At 60.0% G+C, this 14,095-nt stretch carries 13 protein-coding genes and 1 pseudogene; 6 read left to right on the top strand and 8 right to left on the bottom strand.

The features are described from left to right. The first annotated feature begins 129 nt into the window (after positions 1–129). The 3 genes from xylF to QE453_RS02530 all read left to right on the top strand — a co-directional run bounded on the left by xylF (position 130) and on the right by QE453_RS02530 (position 3,364). Positions 130–1,170, top strand: coding sequence for a D-xylose ABC transporter substrate-binding protein (gene xylF / locus QE453_RS02540; protein ID WP_004445598.1), 1,041 nt, complete (start codon positions 130–132; stop codon positions 1,168–1,170). Positions 1,171–1,249: 79 nt separating this feature from the next. Beyond that, positions 1,250–2,563 (top strand): sugar ABC transporter permease, encoded by a 1,314-nt coding sequence (locus QE453_RS02535; protein ID WP_004445596.1) that lies wholly within the window; start codon positions 1,250–1,252, stop codon positions 2,561–2,563. A gap of 18 nt (positions 2,564–2,581) precedes the next feature. Beyond that, entirely contained in the window at positions 2,582–3,364 is a 783-nt protein-coding gene (locus QE453_RS02530; protein ID WP_004445595.1) for an ATP-binding cassette domain-containing protein, read from the top strand. Positions 3,365–3,605: 241 nt separating this feature from the next. Here QE453_RS02530 and QE453_RS02525 read toward each other — a convergent pair whose 3' ends face one another. From QE453_RS02525 to QE453_RS02495, 7 genes and pseudogenes are all read right to left on the bottom strand, one after another. Then, on the bottom strand, positions 3,606–3,839 hold the full coding sequence (locus QE453_RS02525; RefSeq protein ID WP_004445594.1) for a hypothetical protein: 234 nt from the start codon (positions 3,837–3,839) through the stop codon (positions 3,606–3,608). An 82-nt stretch (positions 3,840–3,921) separates the two neighbouring features. Continuing rightward, positions 3,922–4,359, bottom strand: a complete 438-nt coding sequence (locus tag QE453_RS02520) for a helix-turn-helix domain-containing protein (RefSeq protein WP_006697702.1) — start codon at positions 4,357–4,359, stop codon at positions 3,922–3,924. A gap of 140 nt (positions 4,360–4,499) precedes the next feature. Then, the gene (locus tag QE453_RS02515) at positions 4,500–5,636 is read right to left on the bottom strand and encodes a hypothetical protein (protein ID WP_309776319.1); all 1,137 of its coding nucleotides are present in this window, start codon (positions 5,634–5,636) and stop codon (positions 4,500–4,502) included. Further along, positions 5,626–6,342 (bottom strand): TfuA-like protein, encoded by a 717-nt coding sequence (locus QE453_RS02510; RefSeq protein WP_309776318.1) that lies wholly within the window; start codon positions 6,340–6,342, stop codon positions 5,626–5,628. Before QE453_RS02510 ends, QE453_RS02515 begins: the two co-directional genes overlap by 11 nt. Then, positions 6,339–7,538, bottom strand: a complete 1,200-nt coding sequence (locus QE453_RS02505; protein WP_309776317.1) for a YcaO-like family protein — start codon at positions 7,536–7,538, stop codon at positions 6,339–6,341. The genes QE453_RS02510 and QE453_RS02505 overlap by 4 nt, the downstream gene beginning before the upstream one ends. A gap of 37 nt (positions 7,539–7,575) precedes the next feature. Further along, positions 7,576–7,993, bottom strand: a pseudogene (locus QE453_RS02500) (hypothetical protein). An 8-nt stretch (positions 7,994–8,001) separates the two neighbouring features. Further along, a complete protein-coding gene (locus QE453_RS02495) occupies positions 8,002–9,984 on the bottom strand; it encodes a BTAD domain-containing putative transcriptional regulator (protein ID WP_309776316.1) in 1,983 nt (660 codons plus the stop codon). A 132-nt stretch (positions 9,985–10,116) separates the two neighbouring features. Here QE453_RS02495 and QE453_RS02490 point away from each other — a divergent pair, with 132 nt between their 5' ends. From QE453_RS02490 to QE453_RS02480, 3 genes are all read left to right on the top strand, one after another. After that, positions 10,117–10,608, top strand: a complete 492-nt coding sequence (locus QE453_RS02490; protein WP_309776315.1) for a hypothetical protein — start codon at positions 10,117–10,119, stop codon at positions 10,606–10,608. 134 nt (positions 10,609–10,742) lie between these two features. Beyond that, complete coding sequence (locus tag QE453_RS02485; RefSeq protein ID WP_125271183.1) at positions 10,743–11,081, top strand: hypothetical protein; 339 nt, start codon at positions 10,743–10,745, stop codon at positions 11,079–11,081. 398 nt (positions 11,082–11,479) lie between these two features. Then, complete coding sequence (locus QE453_RS02480; protein ID WP_309776314.1) at positions 11,480–12,394, top strand: TIM barrel protein; 915 nt, start codon at positions 11,480–11,482, stop codon at positions 12,392–12,394. Between the two features lie 80 nt (positions 12,395–12,474). On the opposite strand, the gene QE453_RS02475 is transcribed toward QE453_RS02480, so the two are convergent. Further along, positions 12,475–13,872: a family 16 glycosylhydrolase gene (locus tag QE453_RS02475; RefSeq protein WP_309776313.1), complete on the bottom strand. Its 1,398-nt coding sequence runs from the start codon at positions 13,870–13,872 to the stop codon at positions 12,475–12,477. Between the last annotated feature and the right edge of the window lie 223 nt (positions 13,873–14,095).

The following is a 14,095-nucleotide window of genomic DNA, read 5'->3' as shown; positions in this document are numbered from 1 at the left end:
AGCATGGGGAATCTCTGACATTAATTTTCTCGACTGTCGAGAAAATTGTGAAACCACAGCGACCGGCAGCTTTTTCAGGCGTTTTCCCCGCATGGAGGTGTGGGGCAGCGCTCTTACCGGGAGGACATCATGAATTCATTTGCCAAGCTTCTGGCGGGTACAGCCGTACTCGTTTCCCTGCATACGGCCGCTATTGCGGCTGACCTCGTCGTCGGCGTATCCTGGTCGAATTTCCAGGAAGAGCGCTGGAAGACCGATGAGGCGGCCATCAAGGCAGCCCTCGACAAGGCAGGCGCAAAGTATATCTCCGCCGATGCGCAGTCATCCGCAGCCAAGCAGCTGACTGATGTGGAATCGTTGATTTCCCAGGGCGCCAACGCGCTGATCATCCTGGCGCAGGACAGCGACGCCATCGGCCCGGCTGTTGAAAAGGCAGTTGCCGAGGGTATTCCGGTTGTCGGTTATGACCGCCTGATCGAAAACAAGAACGCCTTCTACATCACCTTCGACAACAAGGAAGTCGGTCGTCTGCAGGCAGCCGAAGTCTTCAAGGTGAAGCCGGAAGGCAATTATGTTTTCATCAAGGGCTCATCTTCCGATCCGAACGCGGATTTCCTCTTTGCGGGCCAGCAGGAAGTGCTGAAGGCGGCCATTGACGGCGGCAAGATCAAGAATGTCGGCGAAGCCTATACCGATGGCTGGAAGCCGGAAAATGCCCAGAAGAACATGGAACAGTTCCTGACCAAGAACAACAACAAGGTCGATGCGGTCGTCGCCTCGAATGACGGCACGGCCGGTGGCGCAATCGCCGCCCTCGCCGCGCAGGGCTTGGCGGGGTCGGTCCCGGTTTCCGGGCAGGATGCCGATTTCGCCGCGCTGAACCGCGTCGCGCTCGGCACACAGACCGTCTCAGTCTGGAAGGACAGCCGCGAACTCGGCAAGGAAGCAGCCGGCATCGCGCTGGAACTGGCCGGTGGCAAGAAGATGACGGAGATCAAGGGCGTCACCGCTTTTGACGGAGGTCCGAAGAAGGTGACGATGCAGTCGGTGTTCCTCAAGCCGATCGCCATCACCAAGGACAATCTGAACGTCGTTATCGATGCGGGCTGGATCAAGAAGGAAACCGCCTGCCAGGGCGTGAAGGCCGGGTCCGTCAAGGCCTGCGACTGATCGAATATGTCCCGGTTCGGGCGCCGCGCCATGGTTCATGGCGCGGCGCCCTTTAAGATGTGAGGAGCACCGGCAGTTCATGGCCGATATGACCCAATCCAATTCCACAGCGTCCGCCAAGACGGAAAAGACCGGCTCGATTGCGCGCTTCATCAGCGCCACGGAACTCGATACCCGCCTGCTCGGGATGGTCGGCGCACTTCTTCTGATCTGGATCGGATTTCATATCCTGTCCGGCGGCCTGTTCCTGACGCCGCGAAATCTCTGGAACCTTTCCGTGCAGACCGCGTCCGTGGCCGTTATGGCAACCGGCATGGTCCTCGTCATCGTCACCCGCAACATCGATCTCTCGGTGGGTTCCATCCTCGGTTTTTCGGGTATGATCATGGGTGTCATGCAGGCGGAAATCCTGCCGCAGATCCTTGGCTTCGAACATTGGGCCACATGGATTGTCACGCTTGCGGTCGGCATTCTCGTCGGCGGCGCGATCGGCATGTTGCAGGGCTCCATCATCGCCTTCCTCAACGTACCCTCCTTCATCGTCACGCTCGGTGGCCTGCTCGTCTGGCGCGGCGGCACGTGGTTCATCACCAGCGGCCGCACGGTGGCGCCGATGGATTCTACCTTCCGCCTGATGGGGGGCGGCACCAGCGGCTCGATCGGTGCGACATGGAGCTGGATAGCCGCGGCCGTCGCCTGCGTCGCCATTGTGGCGGCAATCCTGAATTCACGCCATCAGCGCCGACGTTTCGGCTTTCCGCTACGGCCCGTCTGGGCGGAGTATTTTCTGGCTGCGCTCGGATGCCTTGTCGTCATCGGTTTCGTGGCCGTCGTCAACAGCTACCCATGGCCGGTCAACATTGCCCGCAACTATGCTGATGCCAACGGCATCGCCTGGCCGGATGGCGGCCTGTTCATTCCGCACGGCATCGCCATTCCCGTTTTGATGGCGCTCGCCGTCGGTGCGGTCATGACCTTTATCGCCACACGGCTTCGTTTCGGACGGTATGTCTTCGCCATCGGCGGTAACCCTGAAGCTGCCGAACTTGCCGGCATCAAGACCCGCTGGGTCACGGTGAAGATCTTCACGCTGATGGGGGTTCTGTGCGCCATCGCCGCGGCGATTTCAACCGCTCGCCTCAATGCCGCTACCAATGCCCAGGGTGAGCTCGATGAGCTCTACACCATCGCGGCAGCCGTCATCGGCGGCACCTCGCTTGCCGGCGGCGTCGGAACCATAGCGGGTGCGATGCTCGGCGCGCTCGTCATGCAGTCGCTGCAATCCGGCATGGTGCTGGTGGGCATCGATACGCCCTTCCAGCGCATCGTCGTCGGTGTGGTTCTGGTCGTCGCCGTCTGGCTCGACACCATCTACCGCGCCCGCGCCAAGTAAGAACCGAGGAGAACTCCTATGACGGACCAAGTCACGCCCCTCGTGGAAATGCGCAATATTTCCATTTCCTTCGGGGGCATCCACGCGGTGGAAAACGCCTCTGTCGATCTTTTCCCCGGCGAGGTTGTCGCCCTTCTCGGCCATAACGGTGCGGGCAAATCGACCCTGATCAAGATACTCTCAGGCGCCTATCGGCGCGATAGCGGCGATATCCTCATCAATGGCGAAGAGGCGGATATCCGCAATCCCCGTGACGCCAAGAAATATGGCATCGAGACCATCTACCAGACGCTTGCCGTGGCCGACAATGTCGATGCGGCAGCCAATCTTTATCTCGGCCGCGAGCTGAAGACGAAATGGGGCACGCTGGACGATGTCGCCATGGAAGCCTCCGCGCGTGAGGTCATGGGACGTCTCAATCCGAATTTTCGGCGGTTCAAGGAGCCGGTAAAGGCGCTGTCCGGCGGCCAGCGGCAGTCCGTTGCCATTGCCCGTGCCATTCTCTTTGACGCCCGCATCCTTATCATGGACGAACCGACGGCGGCGCTCGGTCCGCAGGAGACCGCGCAGGTCGGCGATCTCGTCAAGGAGCTGAAACGGCAGGGCATCGGCATCTTTCTCATCAGCCACGATATTCACGACGTTTTCGATCTCGCCGATCGTGTGTTCGTGATGAAAAACGGCAAGGTGGTGGGCCATGCCCGCACCCAGGATGTGACCAAGGACGAAGTGCTCGGGATGATCATTCTGGGCAAGGTGCCTGCGGGTGCCGTGGCAGGCCCCGGCGCGGTCGTATCCTGACTGTCGAATATTCCGTCCGAAGACGCGCAAATCCGAAGCGGCTTCGGACTTCCTTTCGCAGCGCTTGTTGATGACAAAGGCCCGGTGGTAAGCCGGGCCTTTGTCATTGGATTTGCAGAAAACCGGAAGCGCTGCCGACGGACCGGCCGCGCCGGAGCGGCAGGAAAAAAGCGGACCGACGCCTCATGACCGGAGATCGAGATGGAGGCGCTCAATCCTGCAGATCACGCCGGCCGCCTGTTCAATGCAGGTCGGCCGGAGCGAAACCACCCCCATTCGCCTCCGCGGCTGTCAGCGGCAGGCCGTGCTGATTGATGTCCTGGGCGAGCGACAACAAGGCCATTTCCAGGAAATAGGTCGACATGCCGAGTTCCAGAGATTTCGACCGCTGGCATAGGTAGGAAACCATTCGCCCAAGCGCCAGAATCTCGTCTGCATCGTCCTGTTCAAGTACTGCTGTGGTAGGCGTGACCATGATTCCCTCTCGACAGTCGACAGTATGAGAACGCGTGATACCGCGTTGTTCATTTTCGACCACATCGAGCGTCACACCTGCGTCAATCGTCGTTCTTGGTTTCCGCGGTGCCAGCATTTTCAATGGCTTCGGAAGCTGCCAATGATGTGACGAGGGCAACAATGCTCTTGCGCACGGCGGCGCTCCTGATGCGCGAAAAGGCCTGGTTGAGCGAAAAACCTTCGTTGGAGGCGACAAATGTCTGCATGGCGTTGATCGAGCCGAGGGCCGGATTGGCTTCTCCGCCGTCGGGCGTGGCATTGGCGAATAGCGAGCTGACCTCTACACCGAGGATGGATGCTATGGCCTGCAGGCGTGATGCGCCGACGCGATTGGCGCCTTTTTCGTATTTCTGCACCTGCTGAAAGGTGATGCCCAATCGCCCGGCCAGCGCGCTCTGGCTCATGCCGAGCGACTTGCGGCGCATTCTGATTTGCGCGCCCACATGCACATCGATCGGGCTGGGTAGTTTCGCTTGCATTACAAATTCCTCCGGCTGTGAGGGCTAAATTCGATGATCGTCAATTAATATTGTCGAAGGTATACATTCAACACAATTTCCACGGGTATTATGAACCTTTATTGCCAAAAGAACAGGGTTTTTCCATCTGGAATCGATTGTCAGAGGCCCCGCATTATAACCTTTGTAGCGCAGCGCAACGCCCCGTTGCGGCTTGCAAGATGACTGAATCCCAAAACGCCGATCGCACGAAAGCCGAGGCTTTCCCATATGCGCCGATTTTCCGCATCGAAGTTCGTGAGCAGTTCCAGATCGCCGAAATGCGGAACCCAGACCAACGGCTGGGTCTCGCCGTTGCGCGTCACGTTTTCAAGGAGGACGTTGTTGTAAAGCCTCGGCAGGCATTTGTTGGTGTCGATGGTAGGCAAAACCGGCACGGGATTTCGCAGGATGGCGAAACCCTGGCGCGCGAGTGAAAGAGCAGAAGCGTCCAGCTTCCGTTTCAGCTCCTCGGCGGCACGGGGGTAGCGCATGTCACCGGCTTCCGGATCGGCGACGAGCAGAAGCGGCCGCCCGTCGCGCCGAAGTCCGGTTATCGAAACGAACTGATCAACGTGGAAACCGCACTGGTGGATGTTCCTGGCGGCCATTGCCGGTCCGGACCCCGTCTGCGAAAGGTCGGGTTGGACTGTTTCGCCGAGGTCTTCCGGCCTATAGCCGAAGCTGAAGACGGCCCGTGCGTCAAGAGCCTCGATCCGCAGCCAACGACGTGAAAGGGTGGCCGGCGCGCTTCGCGCGCTTTCTGCGCCGCCCTGCAGGCTGGCGTGGCCGACCAGCCGATAATCCGGGCCGACAAGTTGGTTGCCGCCGGGCAAGATGACATCGGAGATTGCGGTCGCGAAGCCTAAACGGGCTGCAAGCGCCTGGCTTATAGCGCTCTCCCCGCTTGAGACCAATTCCGGTGTCAGGGCGTCTGCGCGCAGCTGGACATGGAACATATCCTGTATCCACGGGTGCGGAACGGTGCCGGGTTCATCAAGCGTCACCAAGTCTACCTGGCACGTGACAGCGAGACGATCGAGCCAACTCCGCGCGGCTGCAAGGCACGGACGATCAACCAGCAGAAGAACCGCGACATTTCGCGGCAGGGTCAAAAGCAGGTTACCGATGGGAACAAGAGGTGAAACGGTAAAGCCCATCCCGGCGTCGGCAAACCAGGCGGCGGGCAGCGAGAGCGCGATCGTCTCAATGAGGCCGCCGCAATCGGCTATCAGAGGCGAAGGCCGATCAGTGGTCACCGCGTGGACCTCCCGCGGTCCGTTCGGACGCCAATTGCTGGAAGAAGAGAGTATTCTGGAATTTCCAGTCTGGCGGTGGTGGGGTCGGTAACGCGCCGCCGTTCAGCATGGCCAGAAGCAGGGCGGCGTCGTTCCGTTTGACGGAAACAGCATGAGCGGCGAGAAGATTTGCCGCCTCGGCTTCGAGACCGGCCTCCGTGGTGACGGAGCGCCAGGTTCTGCGGGTGAAATGCAGAGCGCGGGCGGCATGCAACAGGGCGTTCCGCTCTGCGGGCCCAAAGGAGGTGCCGCACGCCGCGAGCGTTGCTTCGGCATCAACCAGCGCGACAGTGAGCGGGCTGTAACCGAGTTCCCTTGGGGCGTGGTTCACGGCCACATCGGCATCGGAAAAACGCCGTCCATCCCGATAGTCTTCGAAGACGTGACCAATGCCGATCATGCCAAAGGCGGCGCATTCCGCCGCGCGCAGCGCGCCCATGCTGGCGGCACCGAAAACGGTGACGCCTGCTGAAAGCGCGTAAAGGATTTCCTTGTGCCAGACGGCGGCGCAATCGCCATAAAGCCCATCGATCAGCCCAATGACCTTGATGCCTAGACCGACCGCATCGAGAATATCGCCGCATGCCGCCGGGCCGCGAAGATCGAGGCCGGCGAACTGGCCGGCAATGCCGTGGATGGATGGGCCCGCAAAAACCGCCGGTCTCATGTCGTCCCCCCGGCCTTCAGAAAACCCTCGAGCGTTCGTTGCGATATGCGTTGCATTCCGCGGCTGAGCGGGGCCAGCCCGCTTGCCAGGACGCGCACGACGTGCAGCCCGGAAAGGCCCGTTTCCAGCGTAAAAACATGGACATCGTCGATGCCACGCGCAAAAAGGTGTTCCGCAAGCTGGCGCCATGGCGGCAAAGAGGTTTCGAAACGCGATAAGTCGAGACTGCCTGGCGCCTGTTCTGCCTGATTTGCCCCAGGGGCCACGGACTTGGAAGCAACCCCGTCACGCCGATAACGAAGCGGGGAGAGATCGTCGCGGGCACCACTAATATCCGTCAACCGCGACTGGACCGCCTCCAGTAGCGCAGCAAGCGCGGCGTCGTAAACGTCGGGACGGCAGGCTGCGCCGGCAGCGCTGCGGGTCGCCGGCCCATCCTGCGCATGAAGCGACCGCGGCAGGCTTGCCATCACCACCGGCACGCCGAGTGCATTTGTCATATCAAAGAACGAGGGCGACAGGCCGATGTCCGAAAGATGCCGGACAAGCCTGTCGAATGATGTTTCAACGCCCGTTGGGAACAGGATCGGTCTGGGGCTGACGGCGCGGGTTTCGAAAGCGTCCACGAGAAAGCAGGCGTCGTTTTCGATCAATTCCTGCAGGGCATGGAGGACGGCGTGGTCATGATTGAAACCGGCTGCGAGGCCCTGCGAACTCATGAGGAAGGCTTGCCGGTCCCAGGGGAAATCCGCTCGAAAATCCATGCCGATCAGCTCAAAGGGAGCGTAGATCTCCTGCTGCCGACGAACCGATGTTCCCTTCACCCACGCGCGTTCACGCTGGGGGTCGAGCATGTCCATATCGACCCTGCCAACGCTCTCGAAGGGGATTGAGGGAAAACCCCTGTCGCGCATATCCTGGATTGAGCCGAAAGCGGCCGTGTGTCTGCGGGTATCCTCGGCAACCGCGCCTTCGATCGCTTCCATCACGGCAGAGAGCCTCGCCTGCGCCGGAACCAGTCCTTTGCCCTGTGATACCGATAAACCGCGCGAATTGGGGCGAACCGCAAACCAAACGGGTATGCCGACAATATCGAGGCCGGTCACGTCGCCGACACGGGTAATCCCGAACCGCCGGAGCAGCTCGGGATCGAAGATGGAAGCGTCTGCATCACCTTTGGCCGTCGTCGCTGACATGGAAGGACCTTGAGCGGTCAAGGCTTCACAATCGCCGTCAGGGCGCGGCGTTCGGGTCGTCGGCAAGGATCGCGTCGAACAATTCGCCGGTGATCGAACCCGCGGGCCCGACTGCCTTCAGTGCCGCTTCGATCGGCGTCAGCACCATGCGGTTGAAATCCCAGCCGGCATCGACCACTTCACCGATAAAGGCGAAATCGGCTTCGGACACGACGGCGCCGCCTGAGACAAGCTTGAATCTGGACCTGGTCCAGCTCGGCTTCAGGTTGGCCGTCCTGGCGGACAAGCATGGCCTTGGCTGCTGCAGCCACGCGGGCGTAACCATCCACGCCGGGGTGGCTCGCCTCATAGGCGGTGATCGTTTCGTGCGATACCGAAGCAACCCTGAGCGGCGTGGTGCGAATGAACAGAACGCCAAAACCCTTTTTCCCGACGATAAAGAAATGCGACGACATATTCTCTCCTATTTGATCCCGGCTAAACGAAGCGCTTGATAAAATTTCTCGTTTGCTACCGGGTCGCGGTCCGGAGACAGGCTGCTGATCTCCCTTGCCGTCATGCCCGGATAGTTTTCCTGAAGTCTGCTGCCGGCTTCCCGGGCGGCGGCCAGATCACCGTGGAGCGCGTGACTTGCGGTCAGAACACGCAGCGCGGGCTCATCGTCTTCCATGCGACCGCAGAGTTCCACCGCGGCCCCATAATCTTCTCGCTTGAATGCGATGCTGGCGCCAGCCCACCAGTAAATATCGGGGGCGAGCGGGTTGAGGTCGATGGCCTGCTGAAATTTTTCCCACGCGACTTCCGCCTCACCGAAATGGGCGAGCGCATCGGCATGCTGGAGAAGCAGGTCGGCTGAGTTTGGGGCGAGCGCTTCCGCCTCGAAGAATTTCTCGGCGGACATGTCGAAATCCCGCTGATAAAGCGCCACCACCGCGCACATCCAGTGGCCGACGCCGAGGGCCGGATCAATCTCCACAGAGGCGTCAGCCTCGGCCTTGGCGCGGTGCAGCAGGTGAGGGTCATTACCGCCCAGCATCAGCCACTCCAGTTGCAGACTTTGCGCAACGCGGGCGCGGGCGACCGCCATTCCGTGATCGAGATCGACAGCCTTGCGGAACATCGAGCGGGCCCTGCGCAGGAGCGGCAGGTCGCATTTGCCGCGCAGAAGCTGCTGGCCCTCCAGCAATTGCCGGTAAGCCTCGCCACTGTGGTTGCGGTCGGGTTCCACCTGAAGCCGCTCGATCTCCCGCGCAAGCGCAGCAGCCACCTGTTTGGACAGCAGCCGGAAGGCAGCGTGGATGTGCCTTTCGGTCAGCACCGCCTCCAGCGACCAGACGATTTCACCGGTCGTTTCCTCGATCAGCGCCACGGACATGCGGGCATCGTCAAAAACTGTCGACGTGATGCGATAATCGGCCCGCAACATCGCATATCCGTCATCCGCCCGGTCATGCGAGAGCGCGAAGGTACTGTGCGGTGAAAGGACGGTGAAGGTCCGATACCGCACAAGGCTGTTTGCGACGTCTTCGACAAAGGCCTGCATCACCGGTGAAACGGATAGCCCGTCCACCCGCGCCGGCCGGCCGAAAGCCACGCGCGGTTTTGCCAGCGATTGCCGGCGACTGCTTTCCTCCGGCTCGGCGGGGGTCGCGATTGTCGCGGTGAGGCTTTGTATTCGCCGCCTCAGCGCGACGGTTTCGGCTTCCGGCGTGCGTCCCTCCTGGCGGAGCTGTTCCAGCAACAGCTGGTACATGCTCTCGCAACCGCTGATATTGCCGATCCGCGCATAGGAGGCCATGGTGGCACGATAGGTTTCTTCGCGCTCCGGCTCGATATTGCACGCGCGCTCGGAAAGTCTGGCGATATCATTCGAGCTGGCGCGACCGAAGCGGGTCAGCTCCTCCAGAAGCTGCGTGTAGCTCGAAAAAAACAGGTCCTTGAGACGGCGACGCTCTGAAAGCAGCCAGAGGTAGAGATGGTCCTGGCCGGCATCCAGTCCCTCCAGAAGGTCGCCGCCGAACTCCAGAAGGGCCTTCAGCCGCCGCATCGGGTCTTCGGCTCTCGCATCGGCGAGAAAAAGCGCGAGGTCGGTGCGCTGCGCCAGCTTTCCGGCCTTCAGATCATTCCCTTCCGTCAGCAGAATGGCCTCGTCGTCGCCGAAGAGTTTCTGAAGGCGCAGAATGAGCTGCCGCAAATTGCCCAGCGCCCTTTTTTGCTCGACATCTTCCCACAGCAGCGATGCGAGGTGCTGGCGCGACAGGGACTGGTTGGGAGCAAGGATCAGGGCGGCCGTGAGGGCAAAACCCTTGGACGGAAAAAATGCCTCCCGCACCGCTTCACAGCGCGGGGTGCCAAAAAGCCGGATCGCTATCAGTTCATCGTTCCCAGCCACTTTCGTCCCCCTTGAATCACCATCTAACAACGTGCCCGGGAAATTGAAAGTCATCATAGCATTCGATTTGACGCTGGTGTGACGCCGCCTGCCTATTGTCGCAAACAGAAGCGTGAATGACGGGCGGAACCGGCAGGCGACAGGTATCGGGGATCATCGAAAGTGATAGCGTTCAACGGAAGCTACATGGCATTCGAGCCGCGTATTGAGCCTTACCAGCGCGCCGATGACGTCGGATACGCGGTTAGTGAATTCATGTGGTTCAAGGGCCGCCCGTTTTATCCGGTCTCGGCGCTGGTTCACGCGAAGGTCGCGCATGCAAGGCTGTCGGCGGAAAAATGCGATGATCAGGATGAGGACAATCTCGACATTCTCTTCCGCATGCCTGCCGTGGCGGGCGGACACTTCTTCGAGATCGTGCTGCGTTCGAACGAAGGCACTTTCTATGGCGGCTGGCTGTGGGGAGAGGAACTGGAAATCCTGAACGAGGTGGTCAACGGCTATCGCGTTCTGGCGGGTAAATTCGACGACAAGCTCATCCGGTTCGAATATTCCAGACGTTTTCAGCGTTACCGGACGGTGGAGCCGCTGCCGGTGGAGAAATCAGTTTTCCTGATCCAGCGGGAGGCGAAACCTCACCCGGGCGGGCGGAATTTTCCCGCGGGCGCGGCGCGCTGATTGCGGGGTGCTTCGCGTTCAGGGGAGAACGCGGCGCGCGGGCAGAGGGGGTTCGGTAGATTCACCTGGCAGAGCTCAGGCTTGGTCGGCGAATACCGGTGCATATTTTTATTTTTATTGTGTGGAAAATTATGATGCCCAATCAAGGTAACGTGCGTAACAGGCGGGTGTCATCGCAGCTTCTGGCGGTGAATAGCGCTTCCGACAGCCGTGCGTTTTCGACGGAGCGCGCCGAGGGGGAACCACGTCCGCAAGCTCATAAAGACAGGCTTCATGTCGTGGAAGAGGCGGAAGCCGGGCTGGCGTTCCCGCCGCGCCCGCCGGAAGTGCGCGAGGCAGAAGAAGCGGGACGCCGGGCGGAAATCAGCAATATGGTCGTCGACGCCGATATCAGGGTCGCGAAATGGGCATGGGCAGTGCTTGCGATTGGACATTGTCTGCTGATCTATTTCATGGTGCGTAATCTCGGTTGACTCCTCCTGCCCAAACGGGCTTCAACAGCCGATATCGTCCGCCACTAATTCGGGCATCGGAACTTGGAGAGTGTCGCACCCCCGAAACTGAGTGGACATCCAGTCCGGCTCCTCCGCAGCCCTGTAGCACCGCTTCCGCCACGTCGATTTGCGGACTTCGCTCAGCGGAATGTCATAAAGCTGTAAATGAACAAACTTAATTGAGTGATCGGTCTCGATGGAGACGCATCACCACGGTCCAACCATTGGCCTCGCCGGCGGGCACGGACTTTTCTTATCACGTCGCTTCGGCCGAGACAGACCATGTCTGTGCTCGCCGGCCTGATCTTTCGATGCGGCATGACGCGCTGCGCGGTCGCGCGAATTCGCATGACTTTCTTAGCTCTGGAGATGACGAAGTGAGCAATCTTATTGGTACCGGTTTTAACGCCGGCTCGGACGATGGCGAGTTCGCCACGCTTGAAAACGATTTGCGTGCCCTTGCCGATATTGGCTGCGACACCGTCGAAATCGCCGCCACCAGCCTCGACGTGATTGCCGGCGGCCGTATCATCGAGGAGCGCGCGGACCGTCTCGTGTCGCTCGCAAGGCAGTTTGATTTCCGTTACACGGTGCACGGCCTGGTTTCATCCAACTTCATGGATCCGGTGACCTGCCGCTACCAGATCGATGCCGCGAAGGCGCTTGCCGTTCTCTGTGACCGCATCGGTGCGGGTATTCTTGTCCAGCATGGCGGCGCGCTGCGCGCTGACCAGATCGCCGAGCGGGCAGAGGCCGATAATCGTGAACGCGACGCGCTTTTCGAACTCGCGGAATTCTGCCGGCCCTATGGTGTGCGGATTGCGCTCGAAAATATCTTCACCACCGAACCCGGCCAATACCGCCAGACACCGGCTGAGGTGGCAGCGACCGTTAAGGCTGTCGGCCACGACAATGTCGTGGCGCTGATCGACTTCAGCCATGCATATCTCGAATCCACTTATCGTGGCCTGGACTTCCGTGAACAGCTTCGTGCCATGGCGCCGGTCGCCGGTCATCTCCATGTCCACGATTCCTTCGGCCGGCCGCAGGGTTTCTACCAGCCCTATTTTCCGCAGGAAAACACAGCGCTCGGCATCGGCGATCTGCATATGCCGCTCGGCTGGGGCGACATCGAATGGGAGAGCATCTTCTCCGAACTGACCTTCCTGCCTGACACCGTTCTGATGATGGAAATCGGCCGTCGCTATCGGGCCGAGCAGCCCGCAAGCCTCGAAACGGCGCGGCGTCTGATGACGCTTAATGCCGAACGGACACTGCTCGCAGCAGAGTAAGGGAACCGAATTGGGCGCGGCCGCGATCGGCCGACGCCGGAGACGCCGGCAGTTGCGGACGCGGCTGCCGGCATTTCTGTTCAACCTGCCCAGTCGGAGAGCGAATAGGCCCTGATGTAGTCGATCATCATTTGCGAACCGTCGCTGAAATCACCTGCCGAGGGTGTTCCCGCCATGCCGCCGACGGCAAGATTGACGACCATGTACATCGGATCATGCATATCGTAAGGCGTATCCGTTTGCGCAACGGCGACATCATCGAAATACCAAGTGATGTGTTCGGCATCCCACAACACGCCGTATGTGTGAAACCCCTCCGTGCTCGGCACGCTGACATTGTTGATGACAGAAGTCTGTTCGCCGGTCGCATTCGAATGTGTGGACATGATGAGCGTATTGGGATTTTGGCCGCGCATTTCGATCACGTCCAGTTCCGGCGGCCACGACCCGTCTTCCGGCAGAAGCCAGAAGGCCGGCCAGGCACCGCGATCGGTCGGCATATCGGCGCGAACTTCAAAATATCCATAGGTCTGGCTGAAGGAGGAATAGGTGTTCAGCATCCCGGAGGTGTAATCATATCCCTCGACCTCGTCGGCGATCGATTGCGGGGTCTCGGCAGCCGTTATGGTCAGGACGCCGTTTCTGACGCTGAACGGGTCTACCTCCGACGTCCCGGTATATGCCGGGTTGATATACCACTGCGCCTCGCCATTCGTCGTCAGGGAACTGCCCTTCTCCGGTGCCCACCAATATTTGGCATCCCAGGTTCCCTGATCACCGTTGCGCAGTGACAGCGTATCAAACTCGTCTGCAAAGGTTTGTGTCAGGGATGACCGGTCGAGGCTGAGCTCGAACTGATCGGGCTGGATATCCTCTATGGTCGTTCCGGCCAAAACGACGGCTTCGCCATTCGAGAAATTCAGCCACAGATCATTGCCCTGCTGCGTGGCATTGCTTGCAAGCTGATCGAAGGAGGTAATGCCGTAGCCATTGAGGCGGATCGTGTCATTGGCGCTGAAATCCATGATGAGATCGGTGCCATTGCCGCTCGTGAATACGAACGTATCCGCACCGCCGCCGCCAATCAGCACATCATTGCCGGCACCGCCGTCAATCGTCTGGCTGCCAGATCCGCCGGTGATGATATTGTCGAGCGAATTGCCGAAGGCATAACGGCCATCGCCGGTGACCCGCAAGTTTTCGAAATTTTCGGGAAGTGTATAGCTCATCCAGGTGTCGATCGTATCGATACCCTCTCCGGCATTTTCGACGGCGCGATTGATGCTGGAATAAAGATAATAAATATCGTCCCCGGTGCCGCCCGCCATTGTCACATTGACGGAACTGTCGCCCCACATGGAATCATTGGCGGCCGTACCGGCAAGCAGCGGGCCGGAGCCCGTGGCGGAGAAAAATCCGGTGGAACTGCCGCTATAGTAGAGTGTGTCTCCAAGCGCATTCACAACTGTTCTGGCCATAAGCCTTCTCCTGTCCGTTCGCGTCGCTTCCTCCCTCCTCCTGAACAACAGCCTAACAGCGCGAAAAGCTTCCTGTTAGGGCCAGAAATGAGGGGTATGTTCCGTTCCGGACGGACGGGAGATATTACGCAGAGAGTTGGCTCGTTCCTGTTCGATTGAGATCGAAAGATCGTTTCTTGGATTTGTGCTCTTGCTGCGTTGCTGCCGGTAGTGGCAAAATCGC

This window comes from Agrobacterium sp. SORGH_AS_0440 (genome assembly GCF_031453135.1).
GTDB lineage: Bacteria > Pseudomonadota > Alphaproteobacteria > Rhizobiales > Rhizobiaceae > Agrobacterium > Agrobacterium pusense.
Note: the sequence above shows the minus strand (reverse complement) of the source record. Positions and strands in the feature narration are given on the sequence as shown.

What these genes read in the sequence shown, in the direction of transcription:
- QE453_RS02490 (WP_309776315.1), top strand. Translation starts at nt 10,117, where the DNA reads ATGGCATTCGAGCCGCGTATTGAGCCTTACCAGCGCGCCGATGACGTC.
- QE453_RS02530 (WP_004445595.1), top strand. Translation starts at nt 2,582, where the DNA reads ATGACGGACCAAGTCACGCCCCTCGTGGAAATGCGCAATATTTCCATT.
- QE453_RS02525 (WP_004445594.1), bottom strand. Translation starts at nt 3,839, where the DNA reads ATGGTCACGCCTACCACAGCAGTACTTGAACAGGACGATGCAGACGAG.
- QE453_RS02505 (WP_309776317.1), bottom strand. Translation starts at nt 7,538, where the DNA reads ATGTCAGCGACGACGGCCAAAGGTGATGCAGACGCTTCCATCTTCGAT.
- QE453_RS02475 (WP_309776313.1), bottom strand. Translation starts at nt 13,872, where the DNA reads ATGGCCAGAACAGTTGTGAATGCGCTTGGAGACACACTCTACTATAGC.
- QE453_RS02485 (WP_125271183.1), top strand. Translation starts at nt 10,743, where the DNA reads ATGCCCAATCAAGGTAACGTGCGTAACAGGCGGGTGTCATCGCAGCTT.
- QE453_RS02495 (WP_309776316.1), bottom strand. Translation starts at nt 9,984, where the DNA reads ATGACTTTCAATTTCCCGGGCACGTTGTTAGATGGTGATTCAAGGGGG.
- QE453_RS02510 (WP_309776318.1), bottom strand. Translation starts at nt 6,342, where the DNA reads ATGAGACCGGCGGTTTTTGCGGGCCCATCCATCCACGGCATTGCCGGC.
- xylF (WP_004445598.1), top strand. Translation starts at nt 130, where the DNA reads ATGAATTCATTTGCCAAGCTTCTGGCGGGTACAGCCGTACTCGTTTCC.
- QE453_RS02520 (WP_006697702.1), bottom strand. Translation starts at nt 4,359, where the DNA reads ATGCAAGCGAAACTACCCAGCCCGATCGATGTGCATGTGGGCGCGCAA.
- QE453_RS02535 (WP_004445596.1), top strand. Translation starts at nt 1,250, where the DNA reads ATGGCCGATATGACCCAATCCAATTCCACAGCGTCCGCCAAGACGGAA.